This window comes from Paenibacillus spongiae (genome assembly GCF_024734895.1).
In the GTDB taxonomy this organism is placed as follows: Bacteria; Bacillota; Bacilli; order Paenibacillales; family Paenibacillaceae; genus Paenibacillus_Z; species Paenibacillus_Z spongiae.
In genome coordinates, this window is the sequence record NZ_CP091430.1 from 345,857 (window position 1) to 372,094 (window position 26,238).

20 protein-coding genes and 1 pseudogene are annotated in these 26,238 nt (G+C 49.4%); 12 read left to right on the top strand and 9 right to left on the bottom strand.

Translation table 11 applies throughout. From position 1 onward, the window contains the following. Positions 1-316 precede the first annotated feature (316 nt). Positions 317-388 (top strand): annotated as a pseudogene (locus tag L1F29_RS01620) (hypothetical protein); the annotation flags it as partial. Positions 389-525: 137 nt separating this feature from the next. Here the strand turns inward: L1F29_RS01620 and L1F29_RS01625 are convergent. Together L1F29_RS01625 and L1F29_RS01630 are read right to left on the bottom strand one after the other, a co-directional pair. Then, positions 526-1,173 (bottom strand): nitroreductase family protein, encoded by a 648-nt coding sequence (locus L1F29_RS01625; RefSeq protein ID WP_258386665.1) that lies wholly within the window; start codon positions 1,171-1,173, stop codon positions 526-528. A gap of 118 nt (positions 1,174-1,291) precedes the next feature. Continuing rightward, positions 1,292-1,753: an RrF2 family transcriptional regulator gene (locus L1F29_RS01630; protein ID WP_258386666.1), complete on the bottom strand. Its 462-nt coding sequence runs from the start codon at positions 1,751-1,753 to the stop codon at positions 1,292-1,294. 362 nt (positions 1,754-2,115) lie between these two features. Here L1F29_RS01630 and L1F29_RS01635 point away from each other — a divergent pair, with 362 nt between their 5' ends. Then, positions 2,116-3,366: a mechanosensitive ion channel family protein gene (locus tag L1F29_RS01635; protein ID WP_258386667.1), complete on the top strand. Its 1,251-nt coding sequence runs from the start codon at positions 2,116-2,118 to the stop codon at positions 3,364-3,366. 358 nt (positions 3,367-3,724) lie between these two features. Then, the gene (locus tag L1F29_RS01640; protein WP_258386668.1) at positions 3,725-5,629 is read left to right on the top strand and encodes an FUSC family protein; all 1,905 of its coding nucleotides are present in this window, start codon (positions 3,725-3,727) and stop codon (positions 5,627-5,629) included. Positions 5,630-5,765: 136 nt separating this feature from the next. On the opposite strand, the gene L1F29_RS01645 is transcribed toward L1F29_RS01640, so the two are convergent. After that, positions 5,766-6,161 carry a VOC family protein gene (locus L1F29_RS01645; RefSeq protein ID WP_258386669.1) on the bottom strand — a complete coding sequence of 132 codons (396 nt, stop codon included), beginning with the start codon at positions 6,159-6,161 and terminating at the stop codon, positions 5,766-5,768. A 143-nt stretch (positions 6,162-6,304) separates the two neighbouring features. Here L1F29_RS01645 and L1F29_RS01650 point away from each other — a divergent pair, with 143 nt between their 5' ends. Next, positions 6,305-6,982 carry a 2OG-Fe(II) oxygenase gene (locus L1F29_RS01650; RefSeq protein WP_258386670.1) on the top strand — a complete coding sequence of 226 codons (678 nt, stop codon included), beginning with the start codon at positions 6,305-6,307 and terminating at the stop codon, positions 6,980-6,982. Positions 6,983-7,287: 305 nt separating this feature from the next. Here the strand turns inward: L1F29_RS01650 and L1F29_RS01655 are convergent, their stop codons facing one another. Next, positions 7,288-8,193, bottom strand: coding sequence for an AraC family transcriptional regulator (locus tag L1F29_RS01655; RefSeq protein WP_258386671.1), 906 nt, complete (start codon positions 8,191-8,193; stop codon positions 7,288-7,290). A 220-nt stretch (positions 8,194-8,413) separates the two neighbouring features. Here L1F29_RS01655 and L1F29_RS01660 point away from each other — a divergent pair, with 220 nt between their 5' ends. The 3 genes from L1F29_RS01660 (at position 8,414) to L1F29_RS01670 (ending at position 15,641) form a co-directional block, all read left to right on the top strand. Further along, positions 8,414-10,204 (top strand): glycoside hydrolase family 36 protein, encoded by a 1,791-nt coding sequence (locus tag L1F29_RS01660; RefSeq protein ID WP_258386672.1) that lies wholly within the window; start codon positions 8,414-8,416, stop codon positions 10,202-10,204. A gap of 375 nt (positions 10,205-10,579) precedes the next feature. Then, on the top strand, positions 10,580-14,260 hold the full coding sequence (locus L1F29_RS01665) for an S-layer homology domain-containing protein (protein ID WP_258386673.1): 3,681 nt from the start codon (positions 10,580-10,582) through the stop codon (positions 14,258-14,260). 223 nt (positions 14,261-14,483) lie between these two features. Further along, on the top strand, positions 14,484-15,641 hold the full coding sequence (locus L1F29_RS01670) for a glycoside hydrolase family 172 protein (RefSeq protein ID WP_258386674.1): 1,158 nt from the start codon (positions 14,484-14,486) through the stop codon (positions 15,639-15,641). A 195-nt stretch (positions 15,642-15,836) separates the two neighbouring features. Here the strand turns inward: L1F29_RS01670 and L1F29_RS01675 are convergent, their stop codons facing one another. From L1F29_RS01675 to L1F29_RS01695, 5 genes are all read right to left on the bottom strand, one after another. Further along, complete coding sequence (locus tag L1F29_RS01675) at positions 15,837-16,295, bottom strand: DUF421 domain-containing protein (protein WP_258386675.1); 459 nt, start codon at positions 16,293-16,295, stop codon at positions 15,837-15,839. A gap of 13 nt (positions 16,296-16,308) precedes the next feature. Next, positions 16,309-16,488, bottom strand: a complete 180-nt coding sequence (locus L1F29_RS01680) for an H-type small acid-soluble spore protein (protein ID WP_258386676.1) — start codon at positions 16,486-16,488, stop codon at positions 16,309-16,311. A gap of 319 nt (positions 16,489-16,807) precedes the next feature. Next, positions 16,808-17,635, bottom strand: coding sequence for a carbohydrate ABC transporter permease (locus L1F29_RS01685; RefSeq protein ID WP_258386677.1), 828 nt, complete (start codon positions 17,633-17,635; stop codon positions 16,808-16,810). Positions 17,636-17,683: 48 nt separating this feature from the next. After that, complete coding sequence (locus L1F29_RS01690) at positions 17,684-18,640, bottom strand: carbohydrate ABC transporter permease (RefSeq protein ID WP_258386678.1); 957 nt, start codon at positions 18,638-18,640, stop codon at positions 17,684-17,686. Positions 18,641-18,803: 163 nt separating this feature from the next. Beyond that, positions 18,804-20,057, bottom strand: a complete 1,254-nt coding sequence (locus L1F29_RS01695; protein ID WP_258386679.1) for an ABC transporter substrate-binding protein — start codon at positions 20,055-20,057, stop codon at positions 18,804-18,806. Positions 20,058-20,209: 152 nt separating this feature from the next. On the opposite strand from L1F29_RS01695, the gene L1F29_RS01700 reads away from it, so the two are divergent. The 5 genes from L1F29_RS01700 (at position 20,210) to L1F29_RS01720 (ending at position 26,186) form a co-directional block, all read left to right on the top strand. Then, complete coding sequence (locus L1F29_RS01700; protein WP_258386680.1) at positions 20,210-20,422, top strand: SDR family NAD(P)-dependent oxidoreductase; 213 nt, start codon at positions 20,210-20,212, stop codon at positions 20,420-20,422. 75 nt (positions 20,423-20,497) lie between these two features. Further along, positions 20,498-21,301 carry an extracellular solute-binding protein gene (locus L1F29_RS01705; protein WP_258386681.1) on the top strand — a complete coding sequence of 268 codons (804 nt, stop codon included), beginning with the start codon at positions 20,498-20,500 and terminating at the stop codon, positions 21,299-21,301. A gap of 39 nt (positions 21,302-21,340) precedes the next feature. Further along, a complete protein-coding gene (locus L1F29_RS01710) occupies positions 21,341-21,829 on the top strand; it encodes a hypothetical protein (protein WP_258386682.1) in 489 nt (162 codons plus the stop codon). A 536-nt stretch (positions 21,830-22,365) separates the two neighbouring features. After that, positions 22,366-23,772: an alpha-L-fucosidase gene (locus tag L1F29_RS01715; RefSeq protein ID WP_258386683.1), complete on the top strand. Its 1,407-nt coding sequence runs from the start codon at positions 22,366-22,368 to the stop codon at positions 23,770-23,772. 191 nt (positions 23,773-23,963) lie between these two features. Then, on the top strand, positions 23,964-26,186 hold the full coding sequence (locus tag L1F29_RS01720; protein WP_258386684.1) for a helix-turn-helix domain-containing protein: 2,223 nt from the start codon (positions 23,964-23,966) through the stop codon (positions 26,184-26,186). The last annotated feature ends 52 nt before the right edge of the window (positions 26,187-26,238 follow it).

Genomic DNA, 26,238 nt, shown 5'->3' on the forward strand with positions numbered 1-26,238 from the left:
CGTTCAGAAAGGTATAGTGGATTTATGCGACCACGGTTCACCTCTTTGGAGCGGGGGGAGACGATTACCCTGAATCCGAGAGGACATTGGGGTGCGTTCCGCGCGCAGGGTGGAATTATAGACACTATCGTGCGTGAAAAGAGCCTCAAGCTATAAAGCGGAACAGAGATATAATTATGGCGTTCTCTAAACAACAATTGAGAGAGTTGCTATCCGTATATGAATTAACATTCGAATATGAGCAAGATGAAGATGGCAGGTACGCTGGTTCAATAGAACAAATGCACAATTCTACAACACGCCCAACCGACATAAGCACGCTCCTTTTATACTGCGTGTCCTACTGGAAGAAGATGTTGAATCGGTAGCGAGGATGTTTCATGCCTAGACATCAAAACTGTCACTACCTCCGTAGAGAACCGTGTGGCGTGATTTTCAGACAGGAGTTAAACGAATAAGCTCACAACGGCACCAGAGAGTGGGGTTGTGAGCTCATGTTACGACATGCGTATTGCTAGAAGGGTATTATCTATTCATTTCATTCCATGATGTGATATCGTCTACGCCATAACGAACGGTTGGATAACCATCTGCAACTGCTTTTCCTATTGTTATTAACATGACAACATCATATCGATCCGAAATATTGAAAACTGCCTTCAATTCATCCTCTTTAAAGCCGCCCATAGGACCCGTTGCAAGTCCTTTTGCTTGTGCAGCCAGCATGATGTGCATAGCGACTAAGCCGCCATCTGTGGCAACTAATCTGCGTGCTTTCTCCAGACTCATATGAGGATATGAACGATTCACATTAGCAAGCAGCTGTTGTTTGCTTTCCTCGTTCATGAAGCCGGCTTGAATAGCTTGATTATAGATCTGTTCTGCCGACTTGTACCATTCCAAATCTCCTAGCAGCACAATAACTGCCGAAGCATTCAATATTTGCTGTTGATTATAAGCTATCGGGAACAGCTTTTCTTTTTGAGCTTGATCATCAATAACCAGGAAGCGCCATGGCTGAAGGTTGCTAGATGAAGGAGCGAGTGTACCTTCTGTTAACACTTCCTTAATTTCCTCTTTCGACAGCTTTAAATTCGGGTCATATTGGCGTATCGAACGGCGCTGATGAGCTACAGTGAAATAATCTTGTTTCAAGTCTAGTTGTGTTGACATGTTGGTAATGTCCTCCTAAATAACTGTGTCATAATAAACACAGTATAGCCTATGAAAAACTGTGTTATTTATTGCACAGTATATATTTCCTTTTTAATCGTGTCAACTCTATTTCGCATCAAACCTCGCCAGATTTTTTCACTAAATCGGCAATGGTATATTGTGATAACGTATCTATCACACTGCCTTCCATTTCATCCGTCAAATCCGAAATCACATATTTCATTTGTTGACCAAAATGATTGTCTCCCGTAGCATCGATCATGCACGTATTGACGGATTCCCAAACCTGTAATGCCTTATAGACTTCGGATAATCGAATGTGATCAGACGATCGTGTCAGACGGTAACCCCCATCTCGCCCTTCACGTGTCTCAACGATATGATGTCGTGCCAAATTTGCCATAATCCTGCGCAATAACGTCGCTTCGGATTGCAGTTTTTGAGCCATATCTCCACTTGGGCAAGTATTTGAATGCTTTGCTAATAATACCAGCGCCTGCAAAGCAAGACTGAATGCCTTGTAACTGGAGGGGAATAGTTTAATCATTTTTTTAGGCAGAATAGCATTCTCACACATATGCCAGCAATTCCTTTCTAACTTTGGTATCATCCGCTTCTAAGAGAAAATAAACAATATTATACTATAAAAATGTTAGTAGGCGCAGCGAAGCTGTTTAATTTACACCGTCAGTTATAATGTCAATGTCCTGCGACGAACGGTTATACATGGAATCCGCGGCGAATACCCTGAACCGCCGAGGTTGCCCAATCCGTCGCAACCTATATTAAATGGGTTCGATGTATCTAATTCAATATCATTACGCCGCCGTCAATTAATGCCATTCAGTCAATCGTTTCGTGAGTTATCTTGAATTATTGCCTAGTGTCTAAAGATAATTTATAATAATAGGCTAATATAAACGACGCTAGGAGGAAGAAATGGATTTTATTAAAGAGCAACTAGACGGATATGGCATGAACGTGGAAACCATTGGTTATCTGTCAGAAATAATCATGGTTGTATTGATAGCTGTGGTCTGCATACTGGCTAATTTCATAACTCAAAAAATCGTTCTGAAGACGATTATTCATTTCATTCATAAAAATCGGTATACCTGGGACAGTATTGTGGTGGAGAAAAAGGTGTTCCACAAGCTGTCGCATCTCGTGCCGGCGATCATTATCTATTCTTCTGCGTCCATCTTCTCAGCATATCAAACTTTGATTGAAAAAGCCGCATTAACTTATATGATTATCGTAACCATCACGGTCTTTAATGCATTGCTCAACGCCTTAGAAGCTATTTATCACTCGTATGAGGTCTCTAAGATCAAGCCGATCAAGGGATACATTCAGGTTGCCAAGATCTTTCTATTTATCATCGGCGGCATTGTGGTGATCTCGAATCTCATCGATCAGAGCCCATTGATTATTCTCAGCGGATTAGGTGCATTATCGGCTGTTCTGATGCTCGTCTTTAAGGATTCAATCCTAGGTCTGGTGGCAGGTGTTCAACTATCTTCAAATGACATGGTACGTTTAGGCGACTGGATTGAAATGCCCAAATATAATGCCGACGGCGACGTGGTCGATATTACATTGAATACGGTTAAGGTCATGAATTTCGATAAAACGATCACCATGATTCCGAGCTACGCCCTCATATCAGATTCTTTCAAAAATTGGAGGGGGATGCAAGCATCAGGCGGCCGAAGGATTAAGCGAAGCGTCTATATCGATACGAATAGCATCTCATTCTGTACGAAGGATATGATCGAGGAATTTAAGAAGATTCACTACCTTACCGAATATATTAAGACAATAGTAGGCGAAATCAACGCGTACAACATGGAACGTCAAATTAATACGGAAAGCAATGTGAACGGAAGACAGCTTACGAACGTTGGCGTATTCAGAGTGTATATCCATCAATATCTCAGGAATCATCCGAAAATCCATAAGGACATGACGCTGATTGTAAGGCAGTTAGCGCCGGGAGACAACGGCCTGCCCTTGGAAATCTATGCCTTCAGCAATGATACCAACTGGGGGGTATATGAATCGATTCAGGCGGATATCTTTGATCACATTTTTGCAGCAGCGCCGACATTTGGGCTTCGTACCTTCCAAAATCCCACTGGCCATGATATTGCTCACTTCGAAAGAGACACCTCCGCGATGGAATCCTAGAATCTATGCTTGGCCCATTGGAAACAAAAAGCGATCTTCGAGAAGAGAGTAAAATCTTATCTCGAAGGTCGCTTGTTTTGTTATGGTGATGCGAGAGGGGGGAGTCGCCCGTTCCTAAGAAGGGCGTTTATTTCGAAATAAACAGGGAACGATAATAATTAGACTATTTGTACTGAATATTAGCCGTAATTAGTTCTACATAAGTAATTATTGCCAACCCTAAAACATGATTTTCTGGTTGAATGTCGTCCGTTAAAATGCGATAATTGCGCTATTTCTCAAAATTGAAGGCTCGATAACACTTCATTACATGGAAATAAACACATGGATTGACTATTGATAAGGCGGAGGATTTCGTTTGAATATAAAAACCATTATCTCGAACACAATATTGTTCATTGCTATTATTGGATTCATTCTTTTCTTCAATATGCTATTTGGTGTGGAAAACACGCTTATAGGCGTTTCGACCGTAACAGCTATGCTTATGTTGTTGGAAAGAGATTTAACCATTCATCCCGTTAGCAACACGTTCAAGTTGATTGGCTTGAATGTAGCAATGGGAATCGGTGCATTTATTGCGAATGCCAACATGTGGGCAGGGATTCCGATCACATTTGTCATGATGTTTGTCATCGGTTATTCACTGTCATATAACTTGAGGAATCCTTTGTATTTCCCTTTTGCCTTGCAGTATTTATTCGTTTTAGCTTTTCCGGTCACGCTTGATCTGTTACCTATCCGCTTAAGTTCCTTAGTATTTGGTGCGATTGCCATAATGCTATTACAATTGTTGGTCAATAAAAAGAAGTTAACGAAAAGCGGGAATAAGAGCATTCAGGAAATCTGTACAGCCTTACAAGTCAAAATTCAGGGGATACTAAAAGGAGATCTGAGCGAGTCCCCCGATGGTCAGATTTCAAAAGCAATCCGCAGCTTGCGAAAAATGATTTTCGATAGAAGAGCCGATGATTTCTATCTTACCGAAGAAGGAAGAATTAGGTTAAACCTATCTGCGGCATTGGAAAGAATCGATGCCTTATTAAAAACAGTGCCACAAAGAGACGGGAATGAAGAGATTTTAAATGATTTATCGCTTTGTCTAGGGCTAATAGGAGAAAGTCTAGTTAATAAAGCGAAAGCTGAAGATTTAAGCCGTGTATTCGCTGACATTGTAGAGAAATATCGCCGGCAGAAGATTGCATTTCCGATCATCCTTAAAGTATTAAGTAATATTGATTTTCTAATCGGAAATGTAGCCGATCTTCATTCGTTACAAAAAGAAAAAGTTAACCTTGTTAAAAAGATTGAACAGATTCCTGAAAAATATAGAAAGGTGACTTTTGGGCATCGGAGACATCAAACGAACTCGATTAAATTTTCTTTTGCCATCCGCATTGCGATTGGGATGAGCTTAAGTGGTTTTATAGTCGATCTGTTCGAGATCCATGAAGGTCGCTGGATCATGTTCACTCTTTTGTCATTAGTCATCCCAATCTATGAACGCTCGCATAAAAGAGTTCGGGATCGTATTTTTGCAACGCTTGTAGGTTCCGTGCTGGTACTGATCGTGTTTTCAATTTTCCAGACGAATACGGTGAGAACCCTTATCTTGATGATGGCTGGTTATTTGATGACTTATATTAAGGTTTATCGGTACAGCACAATTATTGTTACATTCTCAGCTATCGGTTCTGTGACTATACTTTCAGGTGCAACGGAGCTGTTGACGATCAATCGTGTACTGTTTGTCATCGCAGGTACACTTATCGCGTTGTTTCTCAATAAGTTCGTCTACTCCTATCAAATGGAGGATGCAAATAAGGACCTTAAACGAATGTACCAGACAACACTTGAAGCTATGTTAGTCGAAGTGCGTGGACTCCTTCAAAATAAAGATAGCAGCCATAGCAACCACAACATACGAAATTTATTTACGACGACAACGATGATCGAAGACAGGGTAGAGTTGAATTTACAAAGTCAGGATCATCCAGAAAGAGCCGATTGGTTAAGTCAAAATCGTTCATGGGCCATCACTTTTTATGAAATGTTTATGTGGATCGAAAAGCATGGAATTTCTGAAACCACCTCTGCATTCATTTACGCGAATAGTAAACAGCTTTTGGAAATCAGCGCCCATGCTAAAATCGCAAACGACGTGAATCAGCAGATGATACGAACCGAGAGCATGGAAGACAAGATTGTTCTGAGTATGATGAATGACGTTTTAGTTGGTAATGAGGGAAGGCTTAATGAATGAAACCGACTTCGTGAAGAGGAGTATCGCATGGTGGGTTCTGGATGCCGCAAGGGAGCGATAAGGCCGTGATGGCCGAACGCGTGCAGTTCCCGTTACCACATAATGTGGGGCCTATTTGGCGTTCATAAGAAATCGGCTATTTGGCATTCTTGTCTGGCTGATGGATGCCAAATAGATTTCCTTCCGTATCCATGTAGTAGCCTTGCCACGCCATTCCTGGAAGGGCATACTTGGGCAATGCGACCTTGCCTCCAAGGCTGACGATTTTCTCTTCCGTCGAGTCGTAATCCTCCACGCCCATTGTGCATGCATACCCATTCATAGCTTGACCCGGTTCCGGGGAGGCGCCTTTGCGCTGCACCAGAGCCCCGTTGATGCCGAGCTCGTTCGCATCGCCCGTCACCGCTCCAAAATAGGGCATTCCTGCGTAGTCGCTCCAATCCTCGAAGGTCCATCCAAACACCTCTCCGTAAAACTTCTTGGCACGCTCCATGTCATCGACATGAATCTCGAAATGAACTAATCGGCCCATGATTTCCTCCTATATTTCGTGATCCTTACTTCTTTCTTTATTATGGTTTCCTATCCTACTTGATTTATAAAAAAAGATTGTAAATTTTTTTTGCAAGCGAGCCGGCCAATTTTTAACCATTTTATGGTATATTATTTTTTGTAATGGATGTCATTAAATGGGGGTGTGCAGGGGTGAAGGGGAACACGGCAGCGAAAGAACGGACGATATTTGATCATGCTGGAAATGCGATCAAGACGGAAGATCGAGAGATTCGTATTGTTGCGAAGTATGAGGAACCGCTGATCGTCGTATTAGGAAATGTGCTCAGCGGCGAGGAATGCGATGAGCTTATTGAACATTCCAGAGAACGATTGCAGCGCTCCAAAATAGGCGAGGATCGTGCGGTTAATCCAATTAGAACGAGCAGCGGGGTGTTCTGCGGGGAGAATGAGACGATTACGAGAATCGAGAAGCGAATCGCTCAAGTCATGAATATTCCGATTGAGCACGGTGATGGCTTGCAGGTCCTGCTATATACCCCTGGACAAGAATATAAACCCCATTATGATTTCTTCGCGGAAACGAGTCGAGGAAGTGCCAACAATCGAATCAGTACGCTCTTGATATATTTAAATGATGTGGAGGAAGGCGGAGAAACGGCGTTCCCGCTGCTTGATTTCTCTGTTTTCCCTAACAAAGGCATGGCGGTCTACTTTGAATATTTTTATGGTGATCATCAATTAAACGAGTTTACTTTGCATGCAGGAACACCAGTTATCAAAGGGGAAAAGTGGGTTGCAACGATGTGGATGAGACGACAAACCTTCCGATTCTCCTAAATGCAAAGAGCATCGATAACTAAAAGCGACCTTTGATAGGTCGCTTTTTTGGACTAAGGAACTTACATTAGAACAGATTACGGACAAAGTGGATCATATGATTCTGACGGGCTATCTGGAAATATCACTCCGATCAACATGAATGACTTGAAGGATCGCAACCGAGGATTTCTTGTTCATCCTATTTCTTGGACAGGCACATGACAGCAATATGCTGGCAGGCTGCACCGTACTCATGCGAATAAGCAGGAAGTCGAAATTTATGACTATATCGATCTAAAGGTAAAAAGCGTTTGAAGATATGGTTAAAGCTTTCCTCGGAATCGCTGCCGATACTGGGTGGCGGGCTCCTGCACGACCCTCGAGAACTGCCTTGCAAAATAATGGAGCGAGGAGAAGCCGAGCTTTTCGGCGATTTCCGTGACCGGCAGGTTCGTTTCGCGCAAGTAAGCTTTTGCTTTGTCGAGCTTGCATTTGATCAAATATTGCTGCGGGCTCGTTCCGGTCTGTTTGTGAAACAGTTCATATAAATAGGAGACGCTCATGCCCAGCCGCTCCGCCCATTCCGAGCAATCGACTTGGGAGGTCTCTGCTTTGCCCAGCCAATTGGTCAGCTTGCCGATCCGCGGATCGGAGAAGGTGCTCGATTCCTTCTGCGAGTATTGCAAATAACGGACAAAAAAAGATTCGAAATAAGCCCGAAGCAGCAAATCGTTGCCGACGGCTTGCTCCGGGAAGGCCTCGATCACGGCAAAAAACGGCTTCATCCAGGGCGTATTGCGAGGTGCGGAAATACGCGCAGGAATGGAAAGTCCTTCCGAGAACGTAACCAACGACGCACAAATCGATTCATCGAAGGCCGAGGGGGTGAATGTATTAAGCTGCTGATCCCCTTTCCATTTCGGAGTCGAAGGGGAGAGCAGATCGACATAGACGGACGCATGCACCATTGGGTCGACCGGATCGGCTGTGTAACTATGAGGTACGCCAGGCGCCAAATAAAACAAATCGCCCGTTTCAGCTTTCCAGGTTTGATCGCCGATTGTGACGATGCCTTTGCCAGCCGTGATATAGACGAAGACATGGACGTAAGGAAAACGGGTCTTCACCAGCTGCCTGGGAGAAAAAGAATAAAAGTTGGCGCTTAAAATTCTCGATCGAAGATCGGGGAGTGAAACCGTTTCTTTTTTCAATGCCGTTGCCCCTTTCATCACATATAAGCTCCTCGAAACAAGCGTCTATACTCGTATAAAACGTATCATAAAATGCCGCGCCTTGCCCATATTTAATCCTAATATCGTGCAAATGGAAGAGCTTCGGCTAAATCCAGTCCAAGCCTCGGATGATAGAATGAAGCTGCATACGGAACGAACTATTCTGAATTCAGCAGCAGCATCCGAATAAAGGCGAAATTGGGGAGAGGATAATACCGTGCAAACGATTAAAACGGAGTTTATGACAGCGGCGGACAGTTTTGTCCGGCAGGCTGACGGCCAGATGAGCAAACAAGCGGTCGTCAAGTCCGATTGGCAAGGCGAGGAGATATTTTTTCGCGTATGGAATGAAGGAGATCAGCCCGTCACCGTGAAGGAACTGGTATTGTTCAAAGGAGCATGGCCCTTCACTGCCGATACCCGGTTCTATGGGGAGGGCTACAGCAAGCTATCTCAGTATGGCGGAACGATTGGGGAGCCCCGGATGATCGGCGGCTATGACGACCGCAAGCATTATAAAATGCCGGCGACCGACGGTTTTTTCACCGCTTATCATTTCGTGCTGCTATCCCCCGGGAGCGAGGAGGAGGGCTATCTACTGCTCGGCTTTACTTCGTGCAAGCGTTTTACAGGTGAAATCCGCCTGGCGGACGGCCATTTCGAAATTGTTCTGGACGGGGAGCAGCTGGTGCTCGAACCGGGACAAAGCTGGGAGCTGGAAAGCTTCGCAATCGATTTCGATCAGGAGCGGGAAGCGCTGCTGGAGCGCTATGCCGCCGCTATTAAGCAGCATCATCCCATGCTGCCTACAGCCAGCATTCCGAATGGCTGGTGTTCGTGGTATTGCTTTGGGCCCGAGGTAACGGAGCAGAACATCTTTGACAATATGGAAGCTATTGCGAAGCAAGTGCCGCAGTTAAAATATATTCAAATCGACGACGGCTATCAGGCCTATATGGGGGACTGGCTGTCGCCGGGCGCATCGTTCAGCGATATGCAAGCATTGTGCCAGCAAATCAAGCGAGCCGGCTTCGAGCCTGCTATCTGGGTAGCCCCGTTTATTGCGCAAGCGGAGTCGGCGGTGTTCCGGGAGCATCCCGATTGGTTCATTCAAGATGATAACGGTCAGCCGCTGGCGTCCAATGCGATTACGTTCGGGGGCTGGCGCAATGGCCCTTGGTATATGCTGGACGGCACCCACCCGGGTGCGCAAAATTATTTGCGTCACGTATTCCGCACGATGCGCGAAGAATGGGGCAGCCACTATTTCAAGCTGGACGCGAACATGTGGGGAGCGATTCCTGGCGGACGCCGGTTCGATCCGAAGGCCTCGAAGGTCGAAGCATACCGAAGAGGAATGGCGGCTGTGTTGGAGGGCGCAGGGGAAGATAGCTTCTTGTTGGGCTGCAACGCGCCGATGTGGCCGTCGCTTGGCACCGTACATGGGATGCGCGTCACGAATGACATTGAACGCCACTGGTCGTCCGTTACCGGGTTGGCGTATGAAGGGTTTCACCGCAACTGGCAGCATAACCGGCTTTGGGTGAATGATCCCGACTGCCTGGTGCTGGAAAACAAAGTTATATCCGTCGTCAATCCAGACGGGACGATTCGCCAGACAAGCACGCCGCTATCGGAGGATGAATTTCAGTTTCACGCGGCTTACGTTGTGGCTACGGGCGGGATGGTGCTCTCCGGAGATGACCTTGCGGCGATCTCTGCGAACAAGCTGGAAATGCTGAAGAAAGCCGCCTCTACCCGCAATATCGCAGCGAAATTCGAAGACGATCGGTTCATCATAGGCGTCGTAAGCGAGCCTGAGCGCACACTCTATTGTCTGTTTAACTGGGGCGATGAGCCGCAAACGTTGACGATCCAGCTTACTCAGCCGGGGAGGATGGAGGATTTCTGGAGCGGACAGCAGCTGGGGCAGTACCAGGGGCCATTTACGCTTGACGGCATGGCTCCCCATTCGGCGCGGATTATCGCGTGTTATCCTTCGACCTGAACGAAGGCAAAGCGCCGCCATGTTGAAACGAATGCTGCATTACTTGCAATTTTTGAACTAAATCGGAGTGCATAGCTGGGACCGTCAAACACATAAAGGGTTTGGCGGTCTATTTTTTTTAGTCAAGGCATGCAACGCGGTTCGTGCTGAATGGATGCCATCTATGAATCTCTTACCTGATATAGAAAACTTGTGCTGGCACGCGCGCTGTATAACGACTCATAAATGTTCGGGTCCTACTTATTAGTAGGGTTCTTAATAATGACAATTTATGTGAAAAAAACAATTTCTTAATAGTTAAGGAGTTTTAATTTTACATTGCACTGATACAGTACTCTTTGCAACCTAATTTTACCAAGGGGGAAAGGAAAAGAAATGAAATCAAAAGTATTACGTAAGACAGTAGTGATCGCATCCGTGATAACGTTACTAGGAGGAGGGTTACATACAGGAGCTCGTCAAAATAATCATGTCTATGCAGCAGACGAAACCACTCCATCGGTCATGGTTGAGGATTTTGAAGATGGACTCTCCGATGTGAGATTTAATCCTAAACGTATGTATGAGGCTACGCTGCACTTGGAAGATAACAAGAAGCATGTAAGAAACGGACAATATTCGGCTCGAATTGATTACGACATGATTGGCATAGTCGATAACCCCTCTCAAATTGAAGTAGGGTATAAGACGGGGAATATCCCGGTAACCGGTTACCCTGCTAAGGTAGGCATGTGGGTTTATGGGAATAATGAAGGACATTTGCTAACGACCAAATTTAGAGATAGCGGCGGATCCTCTTTCCAGGCAGAATTTTATGATGAAAATGAAATCGGTATCGACTGGTATGGCTGGAAATATATCGAGGCCGACGTTCCGCAGGGCAAACCGGGTCCGGTTGTCCTCGAATTGTTTTTCCAATTGAAACAATCGAATATGAGCAAGAAGAACAAGGGCTCTATTTGGGTAGACGACATTACCTTTATCTATGAGGAGCTTGAAGAGGATAAAGACGTTCCCGTTATTAAACCTATAGCCCCTGTTGAGAATGAATTATTAAGCGCACCGCTGGATGAATTAAAAGTTGAGCTGACCGATCACGGATCAGGCTTGGATTTGGATACCTTATCTGTTCTGTTGGATGGAACGGATATTACGGACGAAGTGCACTATTCTCCCGATACAAATTTATTAACCTATCCAGGAGAATATGTGGATGGCGGTTATCATGAGCTAGTCATTGAAGTGAAGGATAGGAATGGCAACCCGGCAGGGAAAACATTCGCCTTCACAATGAATGCAGGAGAACGTTTGTTCATGACTGCGGACGAAGAAGCCGTAAGTAATGAAATCTATTCTGTTCAAGTGAGTATCCAAGATTACTTGAATGCAGACCGGGCAGAATTCGCATTGAATTATGATGCAAATACCCTTCAAGTTGAAAGTGTTACTCAGGCGGCCGGAGTTGACCTAACCTCAGATGTTGATAATGAGAACGGTATTGTCCAAATCGCACTTGGAAACGTAACAGCAGCCGCTCATGATGTCGTGACGGTTAACTTCCGAGTGAACGCTCATGCCGCGTTAGAGCGCGGTGAAGATTATAAAACCATAACGATGAGCAATGCGAATCTTTCGGCCGGCGAAGTTCAGACTAGCTCGCCCATAGCTGCTCCTGTTCACTTTACAATCGCATTTCCCTATCAACTGGAAATGACAGGCGTTGGTTTGGGCACACCTTCTACATTTACGGTATTAGATCGCGAGGGCAGAGCGTATGAAGGTGCGGATATTGTTTTCGCCGGATTATTAAAGCAAAGCTCAGTCGTTACAGTCAACACTGCAACGTCTAATGTATATGAGGACGATGATACGTCTTCCGATGTATTAGCGGTTGCAAAGGCTGGCGAACGTTACTATGCTTCGGCAGAAGCCGAGGATGGATTATTCGAGGTTATTCTCGCAGACGGCCAGACAACAGGCTATATCTCTGAAGCCGATGTTAGCAGTCAGTTATTGAGCGGCAGCCTTGGTCAAACAGATGCCAACGGGCAATTAACGACAGACCTGACTACATTGGCGCTTGGAACCTATCAGGTACAAGCCGTCAACGGTAATGAGAACAGCAAGGTTGTCAATTATGAAGTCGTGGAGCAGTACGGTACGGATGAACCTCAATATGTTCAAACCTATGTGGCAGAAGATATGTCTTCGCAGCTGAGCGCTGCCTGGCAAACGAAGCCGGATCGAACCGTTACTTATATTCAGTACATCGAAGCAAGCGAATGGGGAACGGGAGAAAGCCCTGATGCCGATCACGTCAAACAGCATCAAGCCGAGAGCGAGCTTCAAGTGCTTAGTATGAAGGAAAAAGGAACGAAGGGTGAAATCCGGTTTCATAATGCTTTGATTGAAGGCTTGAAAGCAGATACCGCTTATAAATACCGTGTAGGCTATGAGGGCAATTGGTCGCAGTGGTATGAATATTCTACTGTAGATCGGAACAACTCAACACCGACCTCATTCTTGTTTATAACGGATTCTCATACGAATCAATTACAAGGATTGGAAATCTACCAAGAACTAATGACTAACGCTTTGACACAATATCCATCGACGCAGTTTATTATGCATGGTGGAGATATTGTAGATGTAGGAGGCGCATTTGAAGAATGGCAAAAGTTCTGGCAAGCTTCATCGGTCTATGCCACAACACTTCCATCTGCTCTAACATTGGGTAATCATGACGTGAAGAGCGAAGGAAAAGAAGTCTTTACCAAAGGCGCGAATTTCCCGATGAACGGACCGGAATCCCAACTGCAATATGCTTACTCTTATGAGGTTGATGATACTCATTTTGTCGTATTGAACTCAGAAGGTACAGAGGAACAAATGATTGAACAAGCAGCATGGCTGGAAGAAGATTTGGATCAGAATGATAAAAAGTGGACGGTCGTTATGTTCCACCGTCCGGCCTACCATACAGAAAGCGGCCGAGAAACCCTTGTTGAGTATACGCAAACGTATTTTGCGCCTATATTAGAAGAGAAGAAAGTTGATTTGGTTCTGGTTGGACATGATCATGTGTATGCGCGCACCTATCCAATGCTGAATGGAAAGCCAAATAAAGCTGCCAATGAGGGTGCTATTTATCTTGACGGCGGTGCTTCGGGCTGGAAATTCTATGATGGCACTCAATATAATTATTTGAGTCATATCTTTGATGAAGACGTTCCCGTATATTCCGCTATTGAAATTACGGAGGATGAGATTCATGTGGAAGCACGTACGAGTGCGGGTCAGTTGATCGATGAGTTTTCTGTCGTGAAAACAACGGAAAATGGGCCGTCGACGCCAACGCCGCCAACACCAACGCCAACGCCACCAACGCCAACACCAGAGCCAGAGCCAACACCACAGCCAAAGCCAACACCAGAGCCAAAGCCGACACCAACGCCTTCGAAGCCTGTCTTCAACGACAAGGTAGATGTAGACGCAGTTAAGGCTGTCGTGGAAAAAGAGAAATCTGCGCCTGCGGTAAGCTTTACGGACGTTCCGGCTTCTTCGTGGAGTGCTTCAGTAGTGGAACGCGCCGCTAAGATGGGTATTGTAACGGGTTACGATGGTTCTTTCCGTCCCAATGAAAAGGCTACTCGCGCCGAGTTCGCCATGATGCTTGCAAAAGCTCTTGGTCTGACGGGTGCAAGCGGTTCTTCCTTCTCTGACACGCAAGGGCATTGGGCTTCAGAAGCGATTGGAGCATTACGGGCCAAAGGGATCATCAAGGGTTATGGCGATGGTTCTTTCCATCCTAATCAAGAGATCTCCCGCGCCGAGATCGTTGCCATGCTTGCCCGGTTGACGGACTATGTTTCCGGCACATCCAATCTATTTTCGGATACAGGCACGAGTTGGGCTTCTGAACAAATCAATGCTTTCGCAGCTGCAGGTATCGTAAGCGGTGTAGGCAACGGATTGTTCAAACCGAATGAATCTGCTTCCCGCGCCGAGTCCGTCGCGATCATCATTCGCTTGCTGGATAAATTGCTTGAACAATAAGCGCTGCAAGATCAAGGCTCTAGGAGACAGATAAGGAGCCCCCGCCCGGCAACCGCCCCATTCCGCGAACGCTTGACCGCCGTGGAATGGGGCTTTTTTGCAGATGACACGATGAAAGAACATCAAAAAATGGCTTTCTTATGAAGGAGATGGGGCAGGCGGAGTAGAAGAGATGGTTTGAAAGCGCCCTGCATTCATAACAGAACGAAGGAGAGAATGTCACATGAATTCATTGTATCTCCGCAAGGAAGGTAAAAGCTGCCGGCAATCCAGTTGGGACAAGACAGGCGGCAATATGGACTTCATCGTCATCAAAGCGGGTGAAACAGCCGCCATTGCCGAAATTGAAGGCGCGGGTGTCATCCAGCATATCTGGATGACGGTCGCGGCGCAGGATAAATACGCCTTCCGCAAAGTGTTGATTTCGATGTATTGGGATGATGAAGCGAAACCGAGCGTGGAGTCGCCGGTTGGCGACTTCTTCGGCGTCGGTCACGGCGTTGCAAGCCATTACGTCTCGATGCCGCTCAACATGATTACAACGCAAGGCGTGATCGAGAACAAGGCCGCCATGAACTGCTTCTTCGAGATGCCGTTCCGTAAAGGTGCCAGAATTGAAATGACGAATGAATGCGAGAATGACATCACGCTGTATTATTACGTCGATTATGTATTAAAGCCGGTTTCGGAAGATAGTTTCTACTTTCATGCTTCTTGGCGCAGGGAAAATCCTACGAGAGGTTTATATGACCTGTCCGCATTGAAGGCCGCGCATGACCAACAGGATCGATCGAATTATTCGGATCAGAGGGTGTACGAGTTGAAGAATCTGACCGGCGACGATAATTATGTCCTGCTGGACGCCGAAGGAGAAGGGCATTACGTAGGGTGCAACTTGAGTATCGATCACTTGAACCCGATGCCGGGATTCAGCTGGCCTGGCGAAGGGGACGACATGTTCTTTATTGACGGGGAACCTTGGCCTCCGCGGATGCATGGGACGGGAACGGAAGATTATTTCTGCGCCGCATGGGGCTATCCTTCGGGTAAATATGACGCGCCTTATCACGGCTTGTCCCTGTATGCTCCAATTAAGGGGAACGGCGATGCCTGGAGGGAAAGCAACACCATTTTATTTAGCGATTACTCAGGCAAAATGACGCAATACAGATTCCATATCGTGGACCCGATCATCTTCCGTCAATCCATTCGCTTCAGCATCGAGCACGGCCATGGAAATTCACAATCGAATGATTATTCATCCGTCGCATACTGGTATCAGCGGGAACCTCATAAAGATTATCCGGAGATGCTGCCGGTCGAGCTTCGTCTCCCGATTTCGGAGAAGGAAAGCGCGAGGTTGTTTTATCGCACGTACTAAGCAGCGCAAGCGCGATGGAGTCTTCAGGATTCGGTAACATCATAAAGTATAGGCAGGAATGGCGGGGACTCGCCTCCACGATGAAAAACCACAACCGTAAGTGGCTGTGGTTTTTTGCATGTCCGGCCTTGGCGCAACGGGGTTAGCCGCCCCTCCTGCTCGTTCGTATCCGAAGGGAGTGGAGGAAGCGCGGCTTTATCCCGATCCTTCCTTCTCGATGATGCTCAGCTTGCCGTTCGGCTCCATATAGGCTTGCTCGATATCTTCGGGGCCCGTCAAGCCTTTAACCCGAAGCTCTTGTTCAAGGTTACGGCGCGTAATGCGCGCCCGGCGCAGGCCATTCATCAATATTTTGCCTTTTTCCACGAGTTTAATCGGGCTGCCCATGACGAGCTTCTCGATGCACGCGCTTTTCATGGAGAGAAAGCTGACTGCAATCTGCATGAGAACCAGTCCCGCGATCGCGGTCAGCAGGATCCAGAAGTCAAGCTCGGGATCGGCCAGCCCGTCGCCGATAATGGCGCCGATCGCAATCACGACGACCAGATCGAAGTCCGTCAGTCTGCCCACGGACTGGCTGCCCATCAGCCGAAAAGCGACTAACCCGACAAGGAACATGCCGGCGGCTCTCACGAATGACATCATATACTCCATGCCGCTACCTGCCTTATTGCTCCATCAGGCTGTCCAGCGACACTTCCAGTTCCTGATCTTTTTGATTGAGCGGATAAATTCTGGCCGTCTCCCGATCATGGTCGACATGCTGGATATAAACCGCCGTACCTTGGTAAGTAACTTGAGCCATCACGGGCGATTCCGATATTTCCTGCGCTCGCTGCTTATTCATTCATCCGACCTCCGCCGCATAGTTGGAAACGTCCCCTATTTTACCCGGTTATGCGCCAATTATTCAGCCCTCTACCTCCTTCGTCGCCGCGCCCCGACGACCCGGGAGACGGTGCTTGCCGTTTTGCCTTGATGCGCCAGAGCCGATTGCGGCTTGCCGGCCGTGCTGATGACGGACTGTGAACGATGTTTACGATAGTGAAACCTGCCTCCGGTATTAACCGCCCGGGGAGCACTTAAGGAACGGAAAGAGCAATAACCCGGATGCCGCGGCATCCGGGTTGTTGCGTATTGGGTGCGAAGACCGATGAGAGGGCGGTTCAGCTCTTCACCGCTCCCGCCGCGATATCGGAAATAAACTGCTTGCTGATGAAGAGAAACAGGAGAATCAGCGGCAGGACCGCCAGGAGCGTGCCCGCGATGACCATCGAATAGTCAGTCGTGTAGATGCCGTTCAAGGACGACAGGGCAACCTGAAGCGTGAACTTGCTCTCGTCGGTGAGAATGATGAGCGGCCACAGATAATCGTTCCAAACTCCGATGAACGTGAATGCGCCCAGAAAGGATAACGCGGGCCGCAGGATCGGCAGTGAGATGTTCCAATAGAGACGGAAGAAGCCGCACCCGTCGATCCGCCCGGCGTCCAGCAGCTCCGATGGAATCGATTCCTCGGCATACTGCTTGATCCAGAAGATACCGAAGGCGTTCACCATGCCGGGAATGATGAGCGCCTTGTACGTTCCCACCCATCCGAACTTCGCCATGATGACGAAGGAGGGAACAAGCGAGAGCTGGGCAGGCGCCATCATCGTGGCGAGAAGGAGGACGAACAACCCCTTTTTGCCCGGAAAATGATACTTCGCGAACGTAATGCCGGCCAGTGAATCGAAGAACAGCACCAGCACCGTGCAAGTGGAAGCGACGAACAGCGTATTCATGAATGCCCCGAAGAAATCGATATTGGCTATGACCCGTGAGATATTGTCGAACAGCTGCGTCCCAAACCATAGTTTGGGCGGGTAGCTGTAGATTTCCGGCGTCGTGCGCGTCGACATGACCGCAAGCCAGTAGAACGGAAAGATGGACAGGAGAAACCCCGCGATCAAGCCCGTATGCAGCAGCGCGGATTTCCATTTGGTTACTGCCATTCACTTCACCCCATTGTCAAGTAATCGGTGATTTGTTCCTTTGGTCCGTCAGGTGTCGGATTTGCCCTGAACCAGCTTCCAGTTCACGATCGAGAACAAGGCGATCAGCACGAACATGCCCCAGCCGACGGCCGCCCCGTATCCGAAGTAGTTGTTGACGAACGCTTCCCGGTACAAATAAAGAACGATGGTAAGCCCGCCGCCGCTGACGCCGCCGTCGTTGCCGACGAGCACCTGCGGTTCGGTGAAGATCTGCATGCCGCCGATCGTGGACGTAATGACGGTAAACAGGATGATCGGCCTCAGGATCGGCACCGTAATCCGAAAGAAAGACTGGATGCCGGAAGCCCCGTCGATTTTGGCCGCTTCGTACAATACGGTCGGAATGCTCTGCAGTCCGGCCAAATAGATCACCGCATTATAACCGACCCAGCGCCAGACGACCATCAGGGATACGGCGAGCTGGATGCCCCAGGTCTTGTTCAGCCACTCGACCGCATTCAGCCCCGATTGGGTGAGGATGTAATTCAGCAGGCCGTAGTTGTTGGAGAACAGTGTGCTGAAGATAATCGCCACCGCGACAAGCGACGTCACGTTCGGCAGAAAGTAGCCGATCCGGAAGAACGTGCGGAACTTCACGAACGACGCGTTGAGCAGGAAAGCGACGACGAGCGCCGAGAACAGCATCGGCACGGTCGAATAAACCCAGATGAGCAGCGTATTGCCGACGGCTTTCCAGAATTCGACGTCGGTCAGCATGAACCGGTAATTGTTTACGCCGTTAAACGTCATCTCGCCGATGCCGTCCCACCGCTGGAACGACAGATACATCGAGAAGGCGATCGGGAATAATCCGAAGACGGCAAACAACAGGTAGAAAGGGGAGATGGCCAAATATTCGTAACGGTGCTTCCAAATTTCCGAGCCGAGCCCGCGCCTGCGTTCCGGCTGCCGGGTACGAAGATCGGGTTCGAGCCTAGTACGGGTCTGTAGGGGTTCAGCCACTGCTTCAGCCTCCTCGTTTCGGATGGCGTTCCTGCCATTCGTCCGAATAATGAATGATAAAGGTTAGAGCCGTTCTTCAGTGCAACCGGTTTCATGATGATTAAATGATATCCGTCCTACGATGCATACGTCTCACGAACGTATATGCTAGCTGTGCGCCTTGTCATCTTAGCAGCTCTTTCTTGATGCGGGCGAGCGCGTCTTCCCATGCTTGATCGGGATTTTTCCCTTGAAGCGCCACGGATTGAAGCTGCCGGTTCACGATGCCGTTGAGATTGGCGTACTTCGGTCCGAAGTAAGCGGGCTTGACGTTTCGCGCCGATTCGGTGAACACTTCGCCGGTCGCTTGGCCGCCGAAGAATTCCTCTTCCTTGAGCAGCTCCGGCGCTTCCAGCGCTTTCGCGGCGGAAGGGAACAGGTTGACATTAACGAACGTGTCGACTTGATTGTCGGGATTTTGAATCCATTTGATTACCTCGAACGCTTCCTTCGGATGCTCGCTCGTCTTCAGAATGGCCAGGAAGGAACCTCCGTTGTTGCCGTCTCCGCCCGGTGCGCGCGCCACGCGCCACTTGCCGGCAGTCTCTGGGGCGGCTTGCTGAAGCACCTCTTTGTTCCAGACCGCGCCGACGAATGAGGCGATCTTGCTGTTGTTCAAGGCGGCGTTCCATTCGGATGAGTTGCCGTTGGCATTTGCGAGCAGTCCTTTCTCTGATGCCTCGACCGCGAGGTCCCATGCTTTCTTCATGGAAGAAGAGGGATCTTCGCCGATAAAGGCATCATCCTCGGAGAAGTAGATTTTGTCGCTCTGGGCGTTCACCTGCGTATAGATGCTGCCGATGTTGTCCGTCAGCTTGACATCCTTGCCGAGCGCGGCTTGCAGCTTTTCTCCGGCCGCAAAATAATCCTCCCACGTCTTTATCGCTTGGCTGACATCGCCGGGATCGCTTGGAAGGCCGGCTTTCTTGAACAAGTCCGCCCGATAGAACAACCCTGTCGGCCCCGTATCGATCGGGAGCGCGATCATTTTGTCGTCCGGCGTCACGCCGAGCTGCCATTTCCAATCCAAATAGTCCTTCTCGATTTCCTTAGCGCCCAGCTCATAGAGGTCGTAGAACCGGTCGGCGTTCGGAAACATCTCGGTTACCCAATCGTTGAAGGCAACGATATCGGGCCCGCCGGAACCGGCAGCCAGCGTCGTCTTCAGCTTGGACTTGAAATCGCCGCCGATCTTCTGAGCGTTGATTCGGAAGTCCGGAAACTGCTTTTCGACGGAGGCGATCAGCTTGTCATCCAAGCCGCGGTTCCAGTACCACAGTGTAAGCGTTGTCTTTTTGTCGGCGGATGTTTCGGTCGAACAGCCGCTGGCCGTTAGGATAACGACCAATGCCAATAAAACGAAACGTATTTTGGTCACATGCGCTGCCTCCTATTCTGTATAGGTCCAAACAGGTACACGAGATGCTATTAAACCGAGTGATAACGAGTTGAACCAGGAAAATACTGGGTGGGTTTAAGTAGGTCCAGGGCGGTGCAAACATTTCTTGACAATTCCAAGAAAGCGAAGGAATGGCTGCGTGGATGGTTATCGAGCAAACGGTGAAGGGTAAAGTGGCGATCGTGACGGGAGGCGGGTCCGGCATCGGACAAGTGGCTACGCTGCGTCTGGCTCAATACGGAGCGACGGTCGTGCTGCTGGACCGGACGCCGGAACGTAAAAGCGAGTCGACCAGACTAATTTTCAATAGATTTATGAAACTTTCTAACTATTTTTCAATATGATCAAACCGTTTACAGCCTCCCTTCGTTTCCTTAAATAGTACCGGTAAAAATCATCTATGAAATGGAGGAAAAATCATGAAGAAGACCATGTTCCTATCAGCTCTACTGCTCTTTATCATAACGGCTGCCGGATTGACAGCCTATGCAAAAATGGAAAGTAAGCCAGCGTCCCAGGCGACACCAAATTCCAGCCAAGGTGATCATGTCATCCGGGTGTACGGACCGGGTGGACCACTTGGACCGATCAAGGAAGCTGCTGAACATTTTTCATCTGAAACGGGAATCAAGGTGGAAGTAACAGCCGGACCAGAGGGCAATTGGATCGGCCAGGCAAAGCAAGATGCAGATATTATTTTCGGTGGCTCCGAGTATATGCTGCAGGACTTCATCTTAAATCACCCCGAAATAATCGACACTAAATCACGAACGGAACTTTATCCTCGTGCTGCAGGAATATTGGTGAGGAAAGGAAACCCTAAGAAGATTGCAAGCCTGGAGGATTTAACGAAAGAGGGAGTTAAAATAATCGATGTGAATGGGGCTGGCCAGCTTGGCCTGTGGGAAGACCTGGCAGGCAGAAAAGGGCTGATCGCAGGCATTTCCCAAAATATTAACCTTTCTGTAAAGTCGAGTGCCGAAGCTATTGAATTATGGAAATCAAATTCCAGCCTGGACGCCTGGATTACCTATGAATCGTGGCATTACCGGCTCCAGGATGTGACGGACTTGGTCGAGCTGCCCGAAGAAGAAAAGCTCTATCGTGGAACGCCGATCGCCTTGACGAAAATCACCGATCAGAAAAAAGAGGCACAGCAATTTATTGATTATTTAAGAACGGAAGAATCTCACCAAATCTTTCAAAAATGGGGCTGGAAGTAAGGACGAGCCTTAAATCAAAAAAAACGGGGAGAAACATACATGAAAAAAGCAATCTTTACCCTCGCGATACTTTCGATTATTTTTGTTTTGGCTGCGTGCGGAAAAAGCACTGAGGAAAAAACAGATACGGATCAACCCGATCAAGCCCAAACGGAACAATCTAAATCGGAACAACCTCCGGCTGATAGCTTACAGCTTCTGGAGAATGAGACGGCTGGAGAGTACCTGGCGGATCCACAGGGAAGGGCCCTGTATTACTTTAAAAAGGACGAAGCAGGAAAAAGCAATTGCAGCGGAGACTGCTTGGCAAACTGGCCGTCATTTACCTCGGAGGATTTCTCCGTCCCGGAAGGTTTTGACAAAAAGGATTTCGATACGATCACAAGAGAAGACAATGGGGAGAAGCAGGTCACGTACAAAGGCTTTCCTCTCTATTATTTTGCAAAAGATCAGCAAGAAGGGGATGTAAACGGACAAGGAGTAAAAGATGTATGGTTTGTCGTAAATAGCGAAACTAAATTTGAATAAGCCTGCCCTGGGAACGATCAGTCGCGGTCGTTCCCATCCTTAACAGCCCTCCAATATGAAATTGGAGGGTTTTTCATGTATACAGCCCTTTAGGCCGAATCGGGGAAAGTCTCTTTGCGTTTAAGCAGGGCAAAGATCCAATGAAGCATCTTGTTTACGAAGGCAATCATTACAACTTTGGGAATCCGGAAGGTCCTCGGCGACAGAGGGCCTTCTTTTTGCGTGCGGATCGGCGAACGCCGGCGGCGGGTTCCCCGGCTTTCGCCCGCCGCGCGGACGATTCGTTACACCGGGGAACGCCCGAGCGGAAAAAAGATAACTAGGCGAAAAAAAGCAGTTGAGCGCTTACGCCGTAGCGTTTAACTTTAAATGAGTGTTCAAAAAACAGGTGTTCAAGATTCAATGCGGAAATCCGCTTCCCGTTGCACTTCGTGATCAAAAGACGGCTTTTTGAATAACCTCTTTAAAACATTCCAGGAATAGGGAGACGACGCGTAAAAGCGCATGATCGAGTCGTCATGGAAGGAGACTGAACAATGAGCGAACAAACGGCGGCAACGCTAGGCGAGCAGGAAGAAACGCAGGTCGTGGAGCATGGCGTCCACAATTTCAGCAGCGAGGATGAATGGGTGGAGCCCGAGAACCCGCTTATCCGGGAGCGTCTGGAATGGTTCAAAGACCAGAAGCTGGGCATCATGATGCATTGGGGACCGTACTCCCAGCTTGGCGTAGTGGAATCGTGGGCGTTAAGCGACGAGGACGGCGATTGGTCGCGCGACGGCATCGACTGGCAGGCGGACAGCGAAGAATTGAAGCGAGAATATTTCGGCCTGGGACGAACGTTCAACCCGATCCGGTTCCAGCCGGACGTGTGGGCGGACCTGGCCGCGGAGGGCGGCTTCAAATATTTGATCTTCACGACCAAGCACCATGACGGGTTCTGCATGTGGAACACCCACACGACCGACTATCGGATTACCGGTCCGCAGACGCCGTTCCATACCCATAAATACGCGGACATCTGCCGGCATCTGTTCGACGCTTTCCGGGCGAAGGGACTGGCCATCGCCGCGTACTTCTCCAAGGCGGACTGGCATACTCCGTACTACTGGGCGTCCGGGATGGAGCGGGGGCGCAACATGTGGCGCGGACCGTCCTACGACCCGGAGAAATATCCGTGGCTGTGGAACAACTTCATTCAGTTCACGCATAACCAAATCATGGAGCTGTTAACGGAGTACGGACGGATCGACGCGCTGTGGCTGGATGCCGGATGGGTCCGGGCCGGCGGCCGCGTCGGACAAGACATCCGGCTTGGCGAGGTGGTCGAGAAGGCGCGCGAGAAGCAGCCGTGGCTCCTCTCCGTCGACCGTACCGTAGGCGGTCCGTACGAGAATGTCGTCACGCCCGAGCAGACGATTCCGGACCGCCCGATGAACGTGCCGTGGGAGAGCTGCATTACGATGGGGACGTCGTTCTCCTTCCGATACGAGGACAAGTACAAGTCGGTTCGCCAGATCGTCCACCTTCTGCTCGAAGTGGTGGCAAAAGGCGGCAACCTGGCTTTGAACGTCGGCCCGCAGCCTGACGGCAGGCTTCCGGAAGGAGCGATCCGGCGGATCAAGGAACTGGGCGTCTGGATGAACGAGTATGGCGAGGGCGTCTACGGCACCCGCATCTGCGAGCCTTATTATACGGGGCAATGCGCGTTTACGCGAAAAGGCGATACGGTATACGGGTTTTACTTGTACCCCGGCGCGGACGCTCCCGTCACGGAAGAGATCAAGCTGCCTTACAAGGGCGAGGCGACCGCCGTTGAGCTGGTCGGCCGCGAAGGGCGGCTTGAATTCAGCCGCACTGACGAAGGACTTGTCATCCGTCTTCCGCTGGCCGCCCTGTCCGAGGAAGCGCCGATCGCGCACGTCTTCCGGATCTGGGGGTAGAGGGGACGGCAGCACCTGTCCATCGCCGGTTCCCATCCTAATCGAATACTACCGACGAGAAGCTGGCGACGCAATAAACGGTCGCCAGCTTTTCGCATAGATGGTTAAAGAGAACCTTGTCCGTCTTGTTGAAATCAAGTAAACTTGCAAGATCGGACGCTTCAGACAGGTGGGGGAAGGGGTTTTTTCAAATGAAAAAAAGTTGGTTCCGCAGGTTGTTGTTTTCCTACCTTCCTGCTTTTTTCGGCGTTATCATGATTTTGTTCGTCGTGTTCTTCCAATATTTGAATGAGCAGAACCACAAGGAAGCGATCAAAGCGAACGAATTCATGGTGCAGCAGGTCATCCGTTATACGGACAGCACCTTGAAGGCGATCGATTATAAAGTGGCCAGACTGGTCATGACCGATCCGACCGTGACGCGATTTTTCAATCTCGACTATAACGATGTATTCGCTAACATACAAGCCGTCAAAGTGATGGACGATTTGAAGGTCAATTTCCCGCTGATCGATTCCGTTTATTTCGTGCGGTTGAAGGACGGCGGCATGCTGGGCGACGCTCCGAGCAAGCTGGCCGATTTCCCCGATGCCGATTTCATCGCGCAATCCAATAAACGCCAGGTTCAAGTGAAATGGACGGGAGAGCGGAAATTCACCCCTTACGCGGATTCGCCTTCGAAGAATGTCATCACGCTCGTTCGCGACGTGCCGTATTTCTCCAGCCAGAAGAAGGGCTACTTCGTCGTAAATGTAAGCGTATCCGCGCTGCGGGACTCCATCGCCCAAATGTACAACGGCGACATCACCTTCGTCCGCATGACGGATGGTCAAGGCCACGATTTGCTCGCCAAGGCTGCCGGCGAAGGGGAGGCGGGGCGCCAGTTCTCGTCCTTCACGTCGCCCTATACGGGCTGGCTCGTGGAGAGCGGTCTCATCGACACAGGAATGATCGGCTTCGCGCTGAACCTGTATAACGTCTGGATGATCATGGCGCTCGTGTCCGTCGTGCTCGGCGTCGTATGGGTCATTCTCGTGACCCGCAAGAACTACCGGCCGATCCAGCAGATCGTCTCCCTCCTGAGAACGAACGCGCTTCAGAATCAAGGCTCCGACGGCGGGCCGAGCGAGAGCGAGATGGGGTTCATCCAAGCATCGCTCGAGCAGATGATCGAAGAGACGGAGCAGTTCCGGCAGCAGCACCGCCAAAGCTTGATTCTGCAGAAGAAATACCGCTTCCAGGAAGTAATGGAGGGCCTCGCCCCGATCAAGGAGGCCGAATGGATCTCCGAGCTGAAGAAATACGACCTCGACGTCGCGGGAAGAACGGCGCTCGTCCAGATGTTCGAGATCGACGGGTACCACCAGTTCTCGGCCGCGTACAACCAGCGCGATCAATCGCTGCTGAGGTTCACGCTCTTCGTCGTCGTGCTTGAGGTCGTCCAGAACCACAGCGCCAGCGTCTGGTCGGAATGGACGACGGACCGCCGGCTCACGTCCATCATCTGGGCGCCGGAGGGCGCGGACCCGGGCGAAATACAAGACGCCATCTCGCAGGCGGTGCTGCAGTGGGTCGAGCAGAATCTCAGCTTCACGGTCACGATCGGACAGGGCGGACAGGCGCTCACGTTAGAGGAAATCCGCCAGTCGTACGAGAAAGCGGGCAACCTGCTGCAATATAAGGCGGTTCTCGGCGCGAACCGGATCATTCATCCGGAGCAAATCGCGAAGCCACAGACCGAAATTCACGAATATTTCAAGACGATTAACCAGCTGTCGCAGTCCGTGCGCTTGTCGGGCCCGGAATGGAGAGGGCATCTTGCCTTTTTGTTCGGGCAAATCCGCGACTCGCTGTCCTCACGCAAGGAAATCGATAGCCTGATGCTGTTTCTTCAGCAGCATCTGGACCGCGAGTTTCTCGATTTGTCCAAGGAATATCGGCAAATGTGGAAGGCGACGCAAGTGGAGCTCCTGGAGCTTGCGAAGCAATGGGAGACGCTGGAGGAGCTGGAGGACGGCTGCGCCCGGATCTTCGAGACCGCGGTGGAGCGGATGCAGGCTTTGCGCGAATCGCACGGCAGCCGGGCCGTCATCGCGGAAATCCGCTGCTATATCGAGGAGCATTACGGCAACCCGGACCTGTCGCTCGACTATCTGAGCGAGAAATTCCAGCTGAATGCGAAAAACGTGAGCAAGCTGTTCAAGGACGAATTCGGCGAGAACTTCGTCGATTTTCTGATCGGCCTCCGGATGAAACGGGCGCAGGACCTGCTGGCGCAGACGCAGAAATCGATGCAGGAGATCAGTCTCGAGGTGGGTTATTACAATTACAATTCCTTCAACCGCGCCTTCAAGAACGTCTCGGGACTGTCGCCTAGAGACTACCGCAAGCAAGCAACGAACGATGCCGGTTAATCCTGCCGGATACCGAAAGAACCGCCCTGCCATCGGCGCACGAACGTGCCCC